Annotated in this window: 15 protein-coding genes; 6 read left to right on the top strand and 9 right to left on the bottom strand. The window is 75.8% G+C overall.

Annotation, left to right across the window (positions count from 1 at the left end; translation table 11 throughout):
* Positions 1-74 precede the first annotated feature (74 nt).
* The gene (locus tag GQ466_RS29395) at positions 75-1211 is read left to right on the top strand and encodes a sulfite exporter TauE/SafE family protein (RefSeq protein WP_161106339.1); all 1137 of its coding nucleotides are present in this window, start codon (positions 75-77) and stop codon (positions 1209-1211) included.
* Here the strand turns inward: GQ466_RS29395 and gltX are convergent.
* On the bottom strand, positions 1198-2595 hold the full coding sequence (gltX, locus tag GQ466_RS29400) for a glutamate--tRNA ligase (protein ID WP_161106340.1): 1398 nt from the start codon (positions 2593-2595) through the stop codon (positions 1198-1200). The two genes, GQ466_RS29395 and gltX, sit on opposite strands and share 14 nt — an antisense overlap.
* A 41-nt stretch (positions 2596-2636) precedes the next feature.
* Entirely contained in the window at positions 2637-3137 is a 501-nt protein-coding gene (locus GQ466_RS29405; protein ID WP_161106341.1) for an HAD domain-containing protein, read from the bottom strand.
* Between the two features lie 122 nt (positions 3138-3259).
* On the opposite strand from GQ466_RS29405, the gene GQ466_RS29410 reads away from it, so the two are divergent.
* Positions 3260-4072 (top strand): PIG-L family deacetylase, encoded by an 813-nt coding sequence (locus GQ466_RS29410; protein ID WP_161106342.1) that lies wholly within the window; start codon positions 3260-3262, stop codon positions 4070-4072.
* A 4-nt stretch (positions 4073-4076) separates the two neighbouring features.
* Here the strand turns inward: GQ466_RS29410 and GQ466_RS29415 are convergent, their stop codons facing one another.
* Positions 4077-5249 carry an ARPP-2 domain-containing protein gene (locus tag GQ466_RS29415; RefSeq protein ID WP_161106343.1) on the bottom strand — a complete coding sequence of 391 codons (1173 nt, stop codon included), beginning with the start codon at positions 5247-5249 and terminating at the stop codon, positions 4077-4079.
* The gene (locus tag GQ466_RS29420; RefSeq protein WP_161106344.1) at positions 5246-6673 is read right to left on the bottom strand and encodes a hypothetical protein; all 1428 of its coding nucleotides are present in this window, start codon (positions 6671-6673) and stop codon (positions 5246-5248) included. The genes GQ466_RS29415 and GQ466_RS29420 overlap by 4 nt, the downstream gene beginning before the upstream one ends.
* Before the next feature lie 238 nt (positions 6674-6911).
* Between GQ466_RS29420 and GQ466_RS29425 the strand changes: the two genes are divergently transcribed.
* Positions 6912-7973, top strand: coding sequence for a phosphotransferase family protein (locus tag GQ466_RS29425; RefSeq protein WP_337193676.1), 1062 nt, complete (start codon positions 6912-6914; stop codon positions 7971-7973).
* A gap of 3 nt (positions 7974-7976) precedes the next feature.
* On the opposite strand, the gene GQ466_RS31125 is transcribed toward GQ466_RS29425, so the two are convergent.
* From GQ466_RS31125 to GQ466_RS29440, 4 genes are read right to left on the bottom strand one after another with little or no spacing between them, the layout of a single operon-like run.
* Positions 7977-8207: a phosphopantetheine-binding protein gene (locus GQ466_RS31125; RefSeq protein WP_202421301.1), complete on the bottom strand. Its 231-nt coding sequence runs from the start codon at positions 8205-8207 to the stop codon at positions 7977-7979.
* 9 nt (positions 8208-8216) lie between these two features.
* Positions 8217-8861, bottom strand: coding sequence for an isochorismatase family protein (locus GQ466_RS29430; RefSeq protein ID WP_337193677.1), 645 nt, complete (start codon positions 8859-8861; stop codon positions 8217-8219).
* A gap of 10 nt (positions 8862-8871) precedes the next feature.
* Positions 8872-10467 (bottom strand): (2,3-dihydroxybenzoyl)adenylate synthase, encoded by a 1596-nt coding sequence (locus tag GQ466_RS29435; RefSeq protein WP_161106345.1) that lies wholly within the window; start codon positions 10465-10467, stop codon positions 8872-8874.
* A gap of 25 nt (positions 10468-10492) precedes the next feature.
* A complete protein-coding gene (locus GQ466_RS29440; protein ID WP_161106346.1) occupies positions 10493-11263 on the bottom strand; it encodes a 2,3-dihydro-2,3-dihydroxybenzoate dehydrogenase in 771 nt (256 codons plus the stop codon).
* Positions 11264-11395: 132 nt separating this feature from the next.
* Here GQ466_RS29440 and GQ466_RS29445 point away from each other — a divergent pair, with 132 nt between their 5' ends.
* Genes GQ466_RS29445 through GQ466_RS29455 form a run of 3 tightly spaced genes read left to right on the top strand, consistent with a single transcriptional unit; the run spans position 11396 to position 15443 of the window.
* On the top strand, positions 11396-13549 hold the full coding sequence (locus tag GQ466_RS29445) for an iron chelate uptake ABC transporter family permease subunit (protein ID WP_161106347.1): 2154 nt from the start codon (positions 11396-11398) through the stop codon (positions 13547-13549).
* 17 nt (positions 13550-13566) lie between these two features.
* The gene (locus GQ466_RS29450) at positions 13567-14343 is read left to right on the top strand and encodes an ATP-binding cassette domain-containing protein (RefSeq protein ID WP_161106348.1); all 777 of its coding nucleotides are present in this window, start codon (positions 13567-13569) and stop codon (positions 14341-14343) included.
* The gene (locus GQ466_RS29455; protein WP_161106349.1) at positions 14340-15443 is read left to right on the top strand and encodes an enterochelin esterase domain-containing protein; all 1104 of its coding nucleotides are present in this window, start codon (positions 14340-14342) and stop codon (positions 15441-15443) included. Before GQ466_RS29450 ends, GQ466_RS29455 begins: the two co-directional genes overlap by 4 nt.
* Positions 15444-15447: 4 nt before the next feature.
* Here GQ466_RS29455 and GQ466_RS29460 read toward each other — a convergent pair whose 3' ends face one another.
* Positions 15448-17172: a GMC oxidoreductase gene (locus GQ466_RS29460; protein WP_161106350.1), complete on the bottom strand. Its 1725-nt coding sequence runs from the start codon at positions 17170-17172 to the stop codon at positions 15448-15450.
* Positions 17173-17282 lie beyond the last annotated feature (110 nt).

Genomic DNA, 17282 nt, shown 5'->3' on the forward strand with positions numbered 1-17282 from the left:
CGGTAAACCGTCACCGTCCCGCCACGCTTGGCGATTCGTCCCACTGGGGACTGTTTCGCGGCGGAGGTGGGACATTGGACGCCACCGCACTTTTCGTCGCGGGCGCCGGGGGCGGGCTGCTGGCCGGGGCGACGTCCTGCGCGGCCGTGCAGCTCGGACTGCTGGCGGGCGCGCTGCGCGACGCCCGGCGGCCCGCCGCGCCGGTCACCGCGTTCCTGGGCGCGAAGCTGGCCGGGCACACGGCGCTCGGCGCGCTGCTCGGCACGGTGGGCGCCGGCGTGCAGCCGGGCCCGCACTGGCGCGGCGCGTTCCTGATCGGCGCGGCCGTCGTGCTGCTGCTGTTCGCGCTCGACCTGGCGGGCGTCCCCCGCCCGTCCTGGACCCGCCGCCCGGGCTCCCGCGCGGGCACGCCGCACGCGTGCGCACCCGACCGCCCGCAAGCGAACGAACGCACGACGGACCGGCCGCACGCCGCCGACCAGTGCGCTCCCGGCGGCGCCGACACGCCGGCGGACGAGCCCGGGAAGCCGGACGGCGCGGCGTACAAGCAAGGCGGCGCGGCGGACGAGCCGGGCGGTGCGGGCGCCGGGGGCGGGACGCGGCGGTGGCGGCGGCCGGTCGCGGCCGGGGCCGCGACGCTGCTGGTGCCGTGCGGGCTGACGTTGTCGGCGGAGCTGCTGGCCGTCACGTCGCGGTCGCCGGTGGGCGGGGCGGCGGTGATGGCGGGGTTCGTGCTCGGGACCGTCCCGGTGTTCGCGATCGCCGGCCTCGCGGCCGGGCGCGTGCTGACAATGCTGCGCGGGCGGCTGACGGCGCTGCTCACGGCGGCGCTCGTGCTGGTCGCGGGCTGGACGCTGCTGTCGGGGCTCCGGCTCGGCGGATGGCTGCCGGACGGCGGCACGGCGGCGGCGGACACGGCGCGGTTCGTGCGGACCGACCCGTCCGGCGTGCAGGTCGTCACGCTGTGGGCGCTGACGAACGGGTACCGGCCCGCGCTGCTCACCGCGCGGGCCGGGGTGCCGACCGTCCTGGAGGTCCGGACGAAGAACACCCACGGCCACACGCGGGTGCTGACGATCCCGGCGAGGAACCGGGACGTCGCGCTGCCCGAGACCGGCACGACGCGCGTGGACCTCGGCGTGCCGGGGCGCGGCCGGATGCGGTTCGTGTGCGCGTCCGGCCACTACCCCGGCGCGGTCACGTTCCGCTGAGGCGGGCGCGGGCGGCGGCGATGCGGGCGAGCACGGTTTCGCGGCCGAGGATCTCCAGGGACTCGAACAGCGGGAGCCCGACCGTCCGCCCGGTGACGGCGACGCGCACCGGCGCCTGGGTCTTGCCGAGCTTCAGCCCGTGCGCGGCGCCGACGGCCTCCAGCCGGGTCTTCAGCTCCTCGGCGTTCCAGGGGGCGTCCCGGTAGGCCTCCTCGGCGCCCGCGAGGACGGCCGCGGCGGGCTCCTTCATCGCCTTGGCCCAGGACGCCTCGTCCTCGACGGGCGCGGGCAGGAACGCGAAGTCGACCATCGGGACGATCTCCGACAGCACCCCGATCCGGGTCTGCGCGAGCGGCGCGAGCTGCGCGAACACCGCCGGGTCGTAGTCGAACGGCGCGGCGTCGAGGAACGGGACGCAGGCGGCGGCGAACGCGTCCGGCGCGAGCATCCGGATGTAGTCGCCGTTGATCGCGCGGAGCTTCTTGACGTCGAAGAACGCCGGGGAGGTGTTGACGTCCTCGATCCGGAACTCCGACACGATCTCGTCCCAGGGGACGATCTCCCGGTCCCCGGCGGGCGCCCAGCCGAGCAGCATCAGGTAGTTGCGCATCGCCTCGGCGAGGTAGCCCTCGGCGCGGTAGTCCTCCAGCGCGACCTTGTCGCGGCGCTTGGACAGCTTCTGCCGCTTCTCGTTGACGATCACCGGGACGTGCGCCCAGACCGGGGGCTCGGCGCCGAGCGCGTCCCACAGGAGCTGCTGCTTGGGCGCGTTGGACAGGTGCTCCTCGCCGCGCACGACGTGGGTGATGCCCTGGGAGATGTCGTCGACGGCGTTGGCCAGCAGGAACGTCACCGACCCGTCCGCGCGGGCGATCACGAAGTCCTCCAGCAGCGCGTTCTCGAACACCGGCTTGCCGCGCAGCAGGTCCACGACGGTGGTCTGGCCCTCGTCGGGGGTGCGGAAGCGCAGCGCGCGGCCGGGGCCCGGCTCCAGGCCGCGGTCGCGGCAGAAGCCGTCGTAGCCCTTGTGGGAGTCGCCGGTGCGGGCGACGATCGCGTCGCGGGTGCAGTCGCAGTAGTAGGCGCGGCCGTCGGCGCGCAGCCGCTCGGCGGCCTCGGCGTGCCTCCCGGCGTTCGCGGACTGGAAGTGGGGGCCCTCGTACTCGCCGCCGTCCATGCCGAGCCAGGCGAGGGCGCTGAGGATGCCCTCGGTCCATTCGGGGCTGTTGCGGGACGCGTCGGTGTCCTCGATGCGCAGCACGAACGTCCCGCCGGACTGGCGGGCCATCGCCCAGTTGAACAGGGCGGAGCGGGCGCCGCCGACGTGGAACATGCCGGTCGGCGACGGCGCGAAGCGCACACGGATCGAAGACGTGGAAGACATGCCCCAAGCGTAGAACGCGCGGGACCCCGGTCGCGCCCCGGTCACCGCTCCAGTGCGGCGAGCCAGTCGGCGGCGCGGGCGAAGTGGTCGTCGGTGAGGCCGTGGACGGGGTCGACGGCGACGAGCAGGTGCGGGCCGACGCCGTCCTCGGCGGCGATGCGCTCGGCGGCGTCCGGTTCGTCCTCGAACCACACGAACGGGCGGCCGTCGGCGTAGGCGGCGACGTGCCGGGCCTTCCAGGCGCCGAGCGTGCCGCCCTCGGCCGTACCGGGGAACCGCGGGATCGGGACGTGCGGCAGTTCGGGCAGCCCGACGCGCGGCGCGATCCACTCGTTGGCGGTGGCGCACCAGTAGCTCGCCCAGGCCAGCTCGGCTCCGGTGCGCTCGGCGAGGTCGAGCAGCAGCGGGCCGTGCTCGCGGTTCAGCCACAGCTTGAACGTGATGCCCTGGGGGGCGCACTTGTGCCGCCTGAACCGTCGGCTGGGGCGCTTGCGGGGGTTGAGCACGCCGTCGACGTCCACGAGGAGCAGAGGAGAGCCCATAGTCGCGACCGTATGTCAGGGATATCCGGTGCGGCAGGGTTTTACGTGCGTCCGGACCGGCCGGTTCCGGCCCGCCGTAGAGTGGACGCGCCGGCCGTCCCCTGTCCGAGGAGCCTTCCCCGATGTCCGATCTGACCCTGATGGCGGTGCACGCCCATCCCGACGACGAGGTGATCGGGACCGGCGGCGTGCTGGCCGCCGCCGCGGCGGAGGGGATCCGGACGGTCCTCGTCACCTGCACCGGCGGCGAGCTGGGCGACGCGCCCGGCGGGATCAAGCCGGGCGAGCCCGGGCACGACCCGGCCGCCGTGGCGCGGCTGCGGCGGACGGAGCTGGCCGAGTCGGCGCGGCTGCTCGGGATCTCGCACGTGGAGACGCTCGGCTACCACGACTCGGGCATGGCGGGCTGGGACGGCAACGCCCGCGCGGAGGCGTTCGCGAACGTCCCGCTCGCGGACGCGGCGGCGCGCGTCGCGGAACTCATGGAACGGTACCGGCCGCAGGTCGTCGTCACCTACGACGAGAACGGCGGCTACGGGCACCCCGACCACATCCAGGCGCACCGGGTGGCGCGGGCGGCGGCCGACGCGACGGGGATCCCGGCGAAGTTCTACTACACCGCCGTGCAGCGCTCGGCGATCCAGGAGCTGTTCGCGCTCGCGGCCGACCTCGGGCTGGACCTCGGCGACGGCCCGCCCGACGACTTCGGCGTCCCGGACGAGGCGATCACCACCCGGGTGGACGTGGCGGCGCACGCGGACGTCAAGCGCAAGGCCCTGGAGGCGCACGCCAGCCAGGGCGACGGCGCGATGCTGCTGAGCCTGCCGCCGGAGATCCGCGCCCGCGTGTTCGGGACGGAGATGTTCACCCGCGTGGCCAGCTCCGTCCCGGTGCCCGACGACGAGGACGACCTGTTCGCGGGCCTGCGCGGCTGAGCGCTCAGCGGCGCAGGGCCGCGCGGTGGCGGTCCAGGACGTGCTGGTGCAGCAGCGTCCCGAAGCCGAGCGAGTTGAGCCGCATCGCCAGCTCGCTCTCGCGCTGCCCGAGCGCGGCGGCGGCGTCGGCGAGCCGCCAGCCGTGCGCGGCGAGCGTCCGCAGCAGGAAGCCGCGCCGGACCTGCGTCTCCGACAGCCGGAACGTCTTGAGGTAGGCGACGCGGCCGTCCCGGTCCAGGATCGCCTCGCCGATGTGGTTCTCGCGGCGCGGGACGAACGGCGGCAGGAACCGGGCGAGGGAGTACGACGGCGCCTCCGGGACGCCCCGGACGTCGAGGTACTGGACGGTCTCCCAGGTCAGATCCTCCTGGTCGAGCAGCCCCGCGGCCATCGTCCCGTCGTGGAACTCCGCCCACCGGCGACGCCGCCGCTCCGCCTGCGCGCGCAGGTCCGCGAGGGAGGACACCGACGCGGGGTCGATGGGGTCGGTGAGCGCGGCGGCGGGCAGCCCGGCGGCGGCGTGGCGGTGGACCAGCTCGCCGTACAGGTCCTCGACGAGCGTCGGGTGCAGGGCGCGGTAGTCGCCCGGGTGCGGGACGACGAACACGCTCGCGAGCGCGTCCGCGACGTACACCGCGACGCCGCACTGGCCGGGGTGGATCTCGAAGACGCGCAGCGCGTCGTCCAGGCCGGGCACGGACCAGCCGAGGTAGGCGGCCTCCTCGCGCGGCGACAGGCCCCGCGCGACGGCCCGCCGCGACCACTCCTCCCACAGGATCTCCGGGCCGCCGAAGTGCAGCGCGAGGTAGCCCTCGACGGCCAGGTGCAGCGGCAGGAAGCGCAGCCGGTCGCGGCCGGTGCGCCGCGCCATGCGGCGGGTCGCGCGCACCGGGATCCGCGCGGGCCGCTCCCGGTCGGCCTTGTCGGCCTTGGCGGCGGCCAGCCGGGTGCCGTAGGCGGCGGTGGCGTGGTCGTCGCCCGTCCAGCGCAGGACGTAGGCGTGCGGGATGTAGCTCGCGTAGTAGGTGCCGTCGCCGACGTCCACGACGTCCTCGTGGTGCGCGCGGCGGTCCAGGCGCAGGCCGTGGACGGGCTTGTCGCGCAGCAGCGGCACGAGCCGGAGCGACCCCCGGGTCTGCGCGGGCCCGGTGGTGAGGCCGGTGAGGTCGAGGGTCATCGCTCCTCCAGGAAGCGGGCGACGCGGGCGTCCAGGTGGGCGCGCAGGTCGGCGAGCCCGACGCGGCCCTCGGCGAACCGCGCCAGCTCGACCAGCGACGGCAGGTTCTCGGCGTCGCGGAGCCCGGCGGTGGGCACGCCGGGCGCGAGGCGGCGCACGTCGTAGCCTTCCGCGTCGTACACGGGGTTGAGGTGCGTGATCTGGACGGCGCCGCCGGGGTCGAGCCGGGTGCGCCAGACGCGCAGGACGTCGGCGGCGAGCCCGTCCGGCGCGTTGTCCCAGCCGTCGGTGACGAGGACGAGCCGGTCCGGCGCGTCGTCCAGGGCGTCGAGGACGCGGTCGCCGAGCGGCGTCGGGCCGGACGGGTGGGCCATCAGCTCGTCGGCCCGTCCCGACAGCCAGTGCGCGCGGTACCGGCCCGGCGCGGCCAGCGCGGCGAGCAGGAACGACGACGCGAGCGCGACGGCGAGGGGGCGGCGCGGCTTCTGCCCGGACCCGCGGCTGGAGTAGCTGTCGTCCAGGACGGCCGACACGCTCCCCCACGTGCCCGCGTCGCGTCCGGCGGCCCGCAGCGCGGCAGCGCGCAGCGCGCCGGTCAGCTCGGCGCGGCGGGCCGCGCGGTCGGCGAACGGCAGCGACAGGACGTAGCTCGCGAGCCGGGTCAGCGGCATCGTCGCCAGGTCGGCGGCGACGGATCCGGCGCCGAGGCGGCGGGCGCTCTCCTGGAGCCGCAGCCGCTCCAGCCGGGTCAGGTTCGGCTCGATGCGCTCCAGGAACTGGGCGCGCGGGATGCCGTGCCGGGCCGCGAAGCCTTCCGCGACCGTGTACGGCAGCTCGTAGACGGCCCGCTTCTCGAAGTGGGCGCGCCGCCACGTCTCCAGGATCGGCGTCTCGTAGCGCGGCCGAGACGCCGGGCAGAACAGGAAGTCACCGAGTTCGCCGTCCGGGCGCAGGCCGATGTGGCGCAGCGCGGTCTTCAGGGCCGTGCGGTACTTGACGGCGTCGAACGCCGGATCGGGCCGGGCGGCGAGCCAGTCGCGGATGATCGCGCGCGTGCGGCGGTTGTTGACGCGCGCGGCGCGCAGCTCGCGGAACAGCCGGTAGACGCGCGGCGCGGGCAGCAGCCGCAGCCGCCGGGCGATGAGGGCGCCCTCGGCGCGGCGGCGGTCGTCCGGCACGCCCGCGGTGTGGACGAGCAGCGACCGGACGATCAGGGCGGCGTTGTGGTCGTTGACGTCCAGCGCGAGCGCGGCGGCGTAGACCTCGCGGTAGTTCTCCCGCATGTAGGCGTGCAGGAAGTCCAGCGAGAGGCGCTGCCCGGCGGCGTCGTCGTAGTGCTCGCGCTGCCCGGTGGAGGTCATCGCGGCGTTGACGAACATGAGCGCGTCCTCGCACGCGACGAGGTCCGCGAGGGTCTCGGTCATGCGGGTCCCCCGGTGGGCGGGTGGTCGAGGGCCGGCCGGGGTCGGAGGGAACGAACGTCGAAGCATCGCTTCACAGGCGGGTTCCGGAAGTCGCACCCGAGTCCCGCGGCCGGCTCCCGCACCGTAGCACCGGACTCGTCCGGGTCTCTGGTGGTTTTTCGCGGGCCGCGCGCCGACGATCCGAGCGGTGTTCTAGTGTTACCCAGCGGTACCCGCCGACCCTGCGAGGAGGAATCCGGTGCCCGAGGGAATCGACCCGGAGCTCGTCGACTTCGACGTCCTGGCCGCGTGGATGGACGACCGCGGCCTGCCCGGCGGCCCGTTCGAGGACGTCGCGCCGCTCACCGGCGGGACCCAGAACGTCCTCGTGCGGTTCCGGCGCGGCGGCGGCGACTACGTGCTGCGGCGCGGCCCCCGGCACCTGCGCGCCCGCACCAACGAGGTGCTGCGCCGCGAGGCGCGCGTGCTGACCGCGCTGAACGACACCGACGTGCCCGCGCCGCGCCTCATCGCCGCGTGCCCGGACGAGACGGTCATGAACGGCGCGGTGTTCTACCTGATGACGCCGGTGGACGGGTTCAACGCCTCGGTGACGCTGCCCGAGCCGCACGCGTCCGACTCGAAGATCCGGCGGGAGATGGGCCTGAACGCGGCCCGCGCGCTCTCCGCCCTCGGCTCGGTCGACCACGAGGCCGCCGAGCTCGGCGACTACGGCCGTCCGGACGGCTTCCTGGAGCGGCAGGTCGGCCGGTGGACGGCGGAGCTGGAGTCCTACTCCGAGCTGGACGGCTATCCCGGCCCGGAGATCCCCGGTTTCGCCGGCGTCGCGCGCTGGCTGGAGGACAACCGGCCCACGACGTGGCGGCCGGGCGTCATGCACGGCGACTACCACCTGGCGAACCTGATGTTCTCCCCCGCCGGACCGGACGTCGCCGCGATCGTGGACTGGGAGATGTCCACGATCGGCGACCCGCTGCTGGACCTCGGCTGGCTGCTGGCGACCTGGCCCGGCGAGGACGCCGAGAGCGCGCTGCTGGCCGGGCCGCTCGGCGCGGCGGGCGGGCTCCCGGCGCCGGACGAGCTGGTCGCCGCGTACGCCGAGCGGCCCGCCGCGACCGCCGGCCGGGACCTGTCGGCGATCACCTGGTACGCGGTGCTCGCCTGCTTCAAGCTCGGGATCGTCCTGGAGGGCACGCACGCGCGGGCGTGCGCGGGCAAGGCGTCCAAGAGCACCGGCGACCTGCTGCACGCGATCACGCTCGGCCTGTTCCGCCGGGCGCACGCGTTCATCGCGGCCTGACGGTCACTCCCGCGCGCCGGTGAGGACGGCGTGCCAGCCCGCGAGCGTCGGGACCTCCGCGAGTTCGGCGAACCCGACGGCGGCGCCGTCGGCGCGCCAGCGCTCGATCAGCATCATGACGCGGATCGAGTCCAGGCCCGCGTCCATGAGGTCGCCCTCGGGCTCCAGCTCGGCGGCGTCGACGCCGAGCACGGCGGCGACCTCGGCCCGCAGGCCGTCCAGGGTGACGTCCATCGGTTCTCCTCAGCGGGCGGGGACGGCGGCGAGCGCGCGGACGAGCGGGGCCGTCGCGGTGACGACCGCGCAGCGGCGCGCGGCGAACGCCACGGCCGCGCGGTGGTCGGCGGCGGAGAAGTCGCCGAGCGCGTCGGCGACGACGAACGGCTGGACGTCGCGCATGAACGCCTCCACGGCCGTCGCCTGGCAGCCGATGTGGGCGTAGACGCCGGTGACGATGAGCTGGTCGCGTCCGCGCGGCAGCAGCAGGTCGGCGAGGTCGGTGCGCAGGAACGCGCTGTAGCGCCACTTGGTGAGGACGGTGTCGCCGTCCTGCGGGGCGAGGGCGTCCACGATGGCGGGCTCGCGGGCGGCGGCGCCGACCCCGGCGCCCCAGAAGTCGAGCTGGAGGCCGCGCTGGTCGGGGGTCTGGCCGCCGGGCTGGGCGGTGTAGACGACCGGGACGCCCGCGGCGCGCGCCGCCCGCCGCAGCGCGTCGATGTTCGCGATCAGGGTCGGGACCGGGTCGCCCGCGAAGGCGTCCAGGAAGTAGTTCTGCATGTCGTGGACGAGCAGGACGGCGCGCCGGGGGTCGGGGCGCCAGCCCACGCGGGGCGGCGGGATCTCGTCCGCGCCCGGCATCGGGTAGGGGGCGATCGCGGGCAGGGCCACGGTGTTCTCCTCAGCGGGTGGTCAGGCCGGCCAGCAGGGCGGCGCGCAGGTCGCGGCGGCTGGTCTTGCCGACGCCGGTGGACGGGAACGCCGCGACGGGCACGACGCGGTCGGGGATCTTGTAGTCGGCCAGGCCGCGGCCGCGCAGGAACGCGCGCACGGCGGCGAGGGTCGGCGGGTCGCCGGCGGGGACGAGGAACGCGCAGGTCCGCTCGCCGAGCACCGGGTCGGGGACGGCCACGACGGCGGCGTCGTGGACGGCGGGGTGGGCGAGCAGATGGTTCTCGACCTCCTCGGCGGCGATCTTCTCGCCGCCCCGGTTGATCTGGTCCTTCGCGCGTCCCTCGACGACGAGGTTGCCGTCCGGGGTACGGCGGACGAGATCACCGGTGCGGTAGTAACCGTCGGTGGTGAACGCGCGGGCGTTGTGCTCGGGCGATCGGTAGTAGCCGCGAATCGTGTACGGGCCGCGCGTCAGGAGATGCCCGACGGTTCCGGGCGGGACGTCGCGGTCGTCGTCGTCCACGACGCGGACCTCGTCGTCGGGCGAGATCGGACGCCCCTGCGTCGCGACGCGGACGTCCTCGGGATCGCCGGGCCGGGTGTAGTTGACGAGCCCCTCGGCCATCCCGAACACCTGCTGGACTTCGCAGCCGAGCACCGGCCCGACGCGGGCGGCGGCCTCGGCGGCGAACTTGGCCCCGCCGACCTGGAGGATCTCCAGGCTGGACAGGTCGTGGCGGGTCGCGGACGCGGCGGCGAGCCAGACGAGCGCGAGCGGCGGCACGAGCCCGGTGATCGTGACGCGCTCGCGTTCGATGAGCGGGAACGCGACGTCCGGGCTCGGCAGCGGCGCGAACACGACCTTCGCCCCGGCGGTGAGCGCGCCGAGCACGCCCGGCGAGCTGAGCGGGAAGTTGTGCGCGGCGGGCAGCGCGCACAGGTACGCGCTGTCGGGCGTGAGACCGCAGATCTCGGCGCTGGCGCGGCAGCTGTAGAGGTAGTCGTCGTGGGTGCGCGGGATCAGCTTGGGCGTGCCGGTGGTTCCGCCGGAGAGCTGCATCAGCGCGACGTCGGACGGGTCGGGATCGGGCAGGTCGACCGGCTCGGCGGGCACCTCGGCGTAGGGGACGAACTCCTCGGCGTTCCCCACGACGATGACGTTGCGGGCCTTGACCTCGCGGGCGAGAACGCGGTGGTCGAACCCGGCGTGCCGGTCGGGGATCACGTAGGCGGCGGCCTCGGCGTGGTCGAGGAAGTGCCCGATCTCGGCGCGGCGGTGCGCGGGCAGCGCGAACACCGGGATCGCGCCGAGCCGCAGCAGCCCGAACACGATCTCGGCGAACTCGGCGACGTTCGGGAGCTGCACGACGACGCGGTCGCGGGGCCCGAGACCGAGCGCGCGCAGCCCGGCGGCGGCGCGGTCGGCGCGGCGGTCCAGCTCGGCGTAGGTCCAGCGGCGGTCGCCGCCGACGACGGCCGTCCGCCCGGCGTGGCGGGACGCGACCGAGCGCAGCAGCGCGCCGAACGTCTCGCCGCGCCAGTATCCGGCGGCGCGGTAGTGCGCGGCGGCGTCGGCGGGCCACGGCACGGCTCCGGGGAGCATCGGGGGTCTCCTTCTTCCGGGGCGGTCAGCGCAGGGACGCGCCGCCGTCCACGTACAGGTCGTGCAGGGTGATGTGGCGGGCGCGGTCGGAGGCGAGGAACACCACGGCGTCGGCGACGTCGGCGGGGTCGGCGATCCGGCCGAGCGGGATCCCGGCGCGGTGCTCGGCGAGGTCGCCGCGCACGGCCGCGCGCTCCCCGGCGGCGGCGTCGGGCCACAGGTCGCGCTGCATCGCGGTGCCGGTCGAGCCGGGCGAGACGACGTTGCAGCGGATCCCGTGCGCGGCCAGCTCCAGGCCGAGGCACTTGGTGAACTGGACCGCGGCGGCCTTGGCGGCGGCGTAGGCGGCGACGCGGGCGCGGGGGACCCGCGCCGCGTTGGAGCCGACCGTGACGATCGCTCCGGCGCGGCGCGGGACCATGCGGCGCGCGACCGCGCGGGACGCCAGCAGCACGCCGGTGGCGTTGACCGCGAACGTGGCGGCCCAGTCGGCGTCGGCGAGGTCCAGGACGGGCGCGGGCCGCAGGATTCCGGCGGCGTTGACGAGGACGCCGAGCGGCCCGAGGTCGCGTTCGGCGCGGTCGACGGCGGCCTCGACGGCGGCGGGGTCGGCGACGTCGGCGGGCAGGGCCAGCGCGGGACCGGGCAGGTCCGCGACGGTGCGCTCGGCGGCGTCGGCGTCCCGGTCGAGCGCGGCCACGGACGCGCCGGCCGCCGCGAGGGCGCGGGCGACGGCCGCGCCTATGCCGCCGCCCGCGCCGGTCACCAGGGCGGTCGTGCCGTCGATGCCGTCCACACGACCCCTTCGGTTGGAAGTTAGGAATGCCTTACCTAAGTTCCCGAATCGGGCCGGTGGCGTCAAGTCCGGGTTCCGGGTGACGGTGATCACGCACGGGCGGGCGGTTGCAGTTAGGTTAGCCTTGCCTTCATGTCTCCCCCGTCCGCCGTCTCCGCCGCACCGCGCGCCGCCGCCGGCCCGGCGTCCCCGCGGCCCCGCGCCGGGCGCGTCCTCGGCCCGCTGGCGCTGCTCGGCGCGGCCGTCGCGCTGCTGGCGGTCGCGTCGCTGTTCGTGGGCGGCGGCGACACCCCGCCCGGACGCGTCCTGGACTTCCTGCTGGACCGGCACGGCGCGCGCGCCGACGGCGACCTGCGCACGGTCGTCACGACGCTGCGCGTCCCGCGCACGCTCGCCGGGCTCGCGGTCGGCGCGGCGCTCGGCCTGGCCGGCGCCCTGCTGCAGGCCGCCACGCGCAACCCGCTCGCCGAGACCGGACTGCTCGGCGTGAACGGCGGCGCGGCGCTCGGCGTCGTCACCGGGCTCACGTTCTTCGGCGCGGGCTCGGGCGCCGGTTACCTGCCGTGGGCGCTCGGCGGGGCGCTGGCCGCGAGCGCGCTCGTCCTGCTGGTGGCGGGCGCCGGACGGACGGGCGCGTCGCCGCTGCGGCTCGTCCTGGCCGGGGCCGCGATCACCACGAGCGCGTCCGGGGCGATCAACCTCATCGTCCTCGGGACGGGCAGGACCTACGACGAGTACCGGTTCTGGGTGCTCGGCTCGCTCGCGGGCGTCACCGCGCACGCCCTGCTCGGCGTGCTGCCGGTGCTCGCCGCCGGCGCGGTCCTGGCCGTGCCCGCCGTGCGCCCGCTGGCCGCGCTCGCGCTCGGCGACGACACCGCCCGCGCGCTCGGCCACCGGCCCGGCGCGACCCGCGTGCTCGTCGCCGTCGCCGTGACGCTGCTGGCCGCCGGATCCGTCGCGCTCGCCGGGCCGCTGACGTTCCTCGGCCTCGTCGCGGGCTACGCCGCGCGGCGCCTCGCCGGGCCGCGCACCGGAGTCCAGCTCGCCGCCGCCGCGCTCACCGGCGCGGCCGTCCTGCCGGCCGCCGACCTGGCCGCCCGCGTGGTCATCAAGCCGTACGAGACGTCGGTCGCGCTGGTGCTGGCGGTGCTCGGCGCGCCGCTGCTGATCCTGCTCGTCCGGTCCCGGAACGTGCTGCTGCTCGGCGCGCCCGCTCCCCCGGCGGCCGGACGCGGACGGGAAAGGGCCCGGCCGGGCGTGCCGCGTCCCGACGACAGCCTCGTGCTACGCGCCGGGGACCGGTCGGTGCTCGTCCCGTGCCGGGGCGCGCTCGCGGCGCTCGGGCTCGGAGCGCTCGCCGCGCTCGTCCTCGCCGGGTGCGCGGTGTTCGGCTCGACCGTGCTGTCCCCGGGGGAGGCGCTGCGGGCGCTGTTCGGGGACGCGCCGCCCGGCGACGTCCTCATGGTCCGCGAGTTCGGGCTGCCCCGGATCGCCGTCGCGATGCTCGTCGGCGGCGCGCTCGGCGTCGCGGGCTGCCTCACCCAGACGATGGCCCGCAACCGGCTGGCCTCACCCGACTTCCTCGGCGTCAACGAGGGCGCGACGCTCGCCGTCCTGCTGACGCTGATCGGCGGCGGGACGCTCGGCGCGTGGTGGGCCGGGCCGCTCGGCGGGCTGCTGGCCGCCGCGCTGGTCCTGCTCATCGCAGGCGGGACCGGCACCGGCGGCTACCGCGTCCTCGTCACCGGGTTCGCGGTCGCGGCCGTGCTGCGCGCGCTCGTGGAGCTGCTGCTCGCCCGCAAGGACCTCGACTTCGCCTACGCGATGTTCGCGTGGAGCGTCGGCAGCCTCAACGGGCGCGACTACGCGTCCGCCGGGCCGCTGTGCGCCGGGCTGGCCGTGCTGCTGCCGCTCGCGCTGCTCGCCGGGCGGCGGCTGGCGCTGCTGCGGTTCGGCCCGGACGTCGCGGGCGTGCTCGGCTCCGACGCCCGCCGCACCCGGCTGCTCGCGCTCGTCGTCGCCGCGTGCCTGGCCGGACTCGCGGTCGGCGTGGGCGGGCCGATCGGGTTCGTCGCGCTCAGCGCCCCGGTCGTCGCGACGTGGATCAGCGGGCCCGCGCGGGTGCCGCTGGTCGCGTCCGGGCTGGCCGGGGCCGTGTTCGTCGCGCTCGCCGACACGTTCGGGCGGGTCGCGGGCGGGGAGTCGGAGATCCCCGTCGGCGCCGTCGCCGGGCTGGTGGCCGGGCCGTTCCTGTTGACCGTCCTGCTGCGCGAGCGGCGGGGCTGAACCGCTGGAGGACAGGCGTGGAACTCGTGCTGGAGGGCGTCCGGGCGGGCTATCCCGGGCTCGTCGCGGTGGACGGCGTGGATTTGCGCGTCCCGTCCGGCCAGGTCGTGGCGATCGTCGGGCCCAACGGCTGCGGGAAGTCGACGCTGCTGCGGTCGGTCGCGCGCGTCCACCGGCCCCTCGCCGGGCGGATCACCGTCGGCGGCGCGGACCTGTGGGCGCTGCGGCCCCGGCAGGCGGCGCACCGCGTCACGCTGCTCCCCCAGCATCCGGTCGCGCCCGAGGGCGTCACGGTCGCCGGGCTCGTCGCCTACGGCCGCCACCCGCACCAGGGCCTGTTCCGGCAGTGGTCGGCCGAGGACGAACGGGTCGTCGCGGACGCGATGGAGGCCACCGGCGTCGCCGCGCTCGCCGGACGCCGCGTGGACCGGCTGTCGGGCGGGCAGCGGCAGCGCTGCTGGCTCGCGATGGTCCTCGCGCAGGAGACGCCGGTGACGCTGCTGGACGAGCCGACCAGCGCGCTCGACCTCGGCCACCAGGTCGAGGTGCTGGACCTCGTCCGGTCGGTCGCGCGCGGCGGCCGGACGATCGTCATGGTCCTGCACGACATCGCCTCCGCCGCCCGGTACGCCGACCTGCTCGTCGCGCTGCGCGACGGCCGGATCGTCGCCGCCGGGCCGCCGCGCGACGTGGTGGACGCCGGGCTCGTCCGGACGCTCTACGGCATCGAGGCGGACGTGCTCGCGGCGCCCGGCGACGGGGCCCCGGTGATCGTCCCGGCGGCGACGGCGTGAGCGCGCCCGCGCCCGCGCAGACCGAGCCGTTCCGGCCGCTGGCGGCCGTGGCCGCGCCGCCGCCCGATCCCGTCCGGTCGCCGGTGCTGCGCGACCTCGGGGACGGCACGCATCTCGTGACGTTCGCCTGGCGCGGCGCGGCCGAGCGGGTGCTCGTGCTGGTCAACACGGTGTCGGAGGGGCATCGCACGGACTTGGCGCCGATCCTCATGGACCGCGTGCCGGGCACGGACCTCTGGCACCGGACGTTCCGCTGCCCGTCCGACCTGCGCGCCACCTACCAGTTCCACCCGTGCGACGGGCCGCTGGACGCCGCCGACCACGCTGTTTGGGCGGCGGTGCGGCGCGCGGCGGTGCCCGATCCGCTCAACCCGCACCGGCTGCCGTCGTGGATCCCCGGCGCGGTGACGTCCTTGCTGGAGCTGCCGGACGCGCCGCCGCAGCCGTGGCGCGACCCGCGTCCGGGCGTCCCGGCGGGCTCGCTGAGCACCGAACGCGTCGCCGGACGGACCGTCCACGTGTACCGGCCGCCCGGCGACGGGCCCGCCGACCTGCTCGTCCTGCTGGACGGGGAACTGTGGGCCGGGCTCGTCCCGATCGCGCCCACGCTGGACAACCTGCTCGCCGACGGGCTGATCCCGCCGACGCTCGCGCTGCTGCCCGAGTCCGGCGGCTCCCGCGACGCCGACCTCGGCGGCCCCGCCCACTGCCGGTTCCTCGCCGAGGACCTGCCCGCCCTCGCCGCGCGGCTGCGGGCGCCGACCGGGCGGCGGACGATCGCCGGGCAGAGCCTCGGCGGGTACGCCGCCGCTGCCGCCGCGCTCCGGCATCCGGGCGCGTTCGGGACCGTCGTCGCCCAGTCCGGCGCGTTCTGGACCGACGGCGAGGCGCTGACGGCCGCGTACGCGGCGACGCCCCGACGCCCCGTCCGGTTCCGGCTCCAGGTCGGGACGCACGAGTGGCGGCTGCGGCCCGCCGTCCGCCGGTTCCACGCCGTCCTGCGCGACCGGGGCTACGACGCGGACCTCGCCGAATACACCGGCGGGCACGACCTCGCGTGCTGGCGGGGCGGGCTCGCCGAAGCGCTCGCCCGCCCCTGACGGGTCAGGCCGTGCGGGTCGGGCCGAGCCGCAGCACCGCCGGGGCGGACGCGGGCACGGCCGGGTTGTGCGGCGCGACCGGCTCCAGCCGCTGGTAGGTCTCGCCGAGCGCGGGACGCGGGTCCTGCTCGCCCTTGTTCGGCCAGAACGCCATCGCCCGCTCGGCCTGCGCGGTGATCGTCAGCGACGGGTTCACGCCGAGGTTCGCGGTGACCGCCGACCCGTCCACGATGTGCAGGCCCGGGTGCCCGTACACGCGGTGGTAGGGGTCCACGACGCCGGTCTTCGGGGACTCGCCGATGACGCACCCGCCGATGAAGTGCGCGGTCGTCGGGATGTCGAACAGGTCGAACCAGGTGCCGCCCGCCGTCGCGTCCAGCTCGTCGGCCAGCTTGCGGACGGCGTCGTGCGCGACCGGGATCCACTTGGGGTTCGGTTCGCCCTCGCCGTTGCGCGCGACGAGCCGACGCCCGAACAGCCCGCGCTTCTCGCCGACCGTGATCGAGTTGTCGGCGGTCTGCATGACGAGCGCGATGACCGTCCGCTTCGCCCAGTCCTTCAGCGACAGGCCGCGGATGATCGTGCCGGGCTGCCGCGCCGCCGCGCCGAAGAACTTCAGCCAGCGCGGCTTCCCGCCGCCGTCGATGAGCAGCGTCCGGATGACGCCCATCGCGTTCTGCCCGGCGCCGTAGCGGGTCGGCTCGATGTGGGTCTTGTCGTCGGGGTGGAACGAGGACGTGATCGCGAGGCCCGCGCTGTGGTCGGCGTCGCCCTTGCGGTGCCAGCCGGTCATCCGCTCGACGCCGAGCAGCGCCTCGGAGTTGGTGCGGGTCAGCTCGCCGAGGCGCGGCGACAGCTCGGGGAGGTTCCCGGCGTCGCGCATCCGGTGCAGGAGGCGCTGCGTCCCGTACGTCCCGGCGGCGAAGACGACCTGCCCGGCGGTGTACTTCTTCTTGCCGAACGGCAGGACGCCGCCACGAGTCGTGTCGATGTCGTAGCCGCCGCCCGCGCGCGGCGTCACCGCCGTCACCGTGGTGTCCGGGATGACCTGGACACCCGCCTTCTCGGCGAGGTACAGGTAGTTCTTGACGAGCGTGTTCTTGGCGCCGACGCGGCAGCCGACCATGCAGGACCCGCAGGCGGTGCAGCTCGTCCGCTCCGGGCCGGCGCCGCCGAAGTACGGGTCGGCGGCCTTCTTGCCGGGCTCGCCGTCGCCGAAGAACACCCCGACCGGCGTCGCGTGGTAGGTGTCGCCGACGCCCATCTGCTTGGCGACGCGCTCCATCGCCTCGTCGGCGGGCGTGACGATCGGGTTGGTGACGACGCCGAGCATCCGCTTGGCCTGGTCGTAGAACGGCTCCAGCTCGGCCTGCCAGTCGGTGATGTGGCCCCACTGGCGGTCGGTGAAGAACGGGCGCGGCGGCTGGTAGAGCGTGTTGGCGTAGACGAGCGAGCCACCGCCGACCCCGGCGCCGGCGAGGACGAGCACGCCCGCCTCGCCCCGGACGAGGTGGACGCGCTGGATCCCGCGCAGCCCGAGCCGCGGCGCCCACAGGTACTTGCGCACCCGCCAGTTCGTCTTCGGCAGGTTCTCCTCGGTGTAGCGGCGCCCGGCCTCCAGGACCGCCACGCGGTACCCCTTCTCGGCCAGCCGCAGTGCCGAGACGCTGCCGCCGAAACCCGAACCGATCACGATGACGTCGAAGTCCGTCTCGGACGTTCCGGTCATGGGGCCACCTCCACCTCGTCGTCAGGAAAGCCTTTCGACTATGGGGAGAACGGACAGCGACCGCAAGATATCCGGCAGTGCAATCGGAGCCCCGCGTTGTCAGGAACCTG

The sequence above is a fragment of the Actinomadura rayongensis genome (genome assembly GCF_009831215.1).
GTDB lineage: Bacteria > Actinomycetota > Actinomycetes > Streptosporangiales > Streptosporangiaceae > Spirillospora > Spirillospora rayongensis.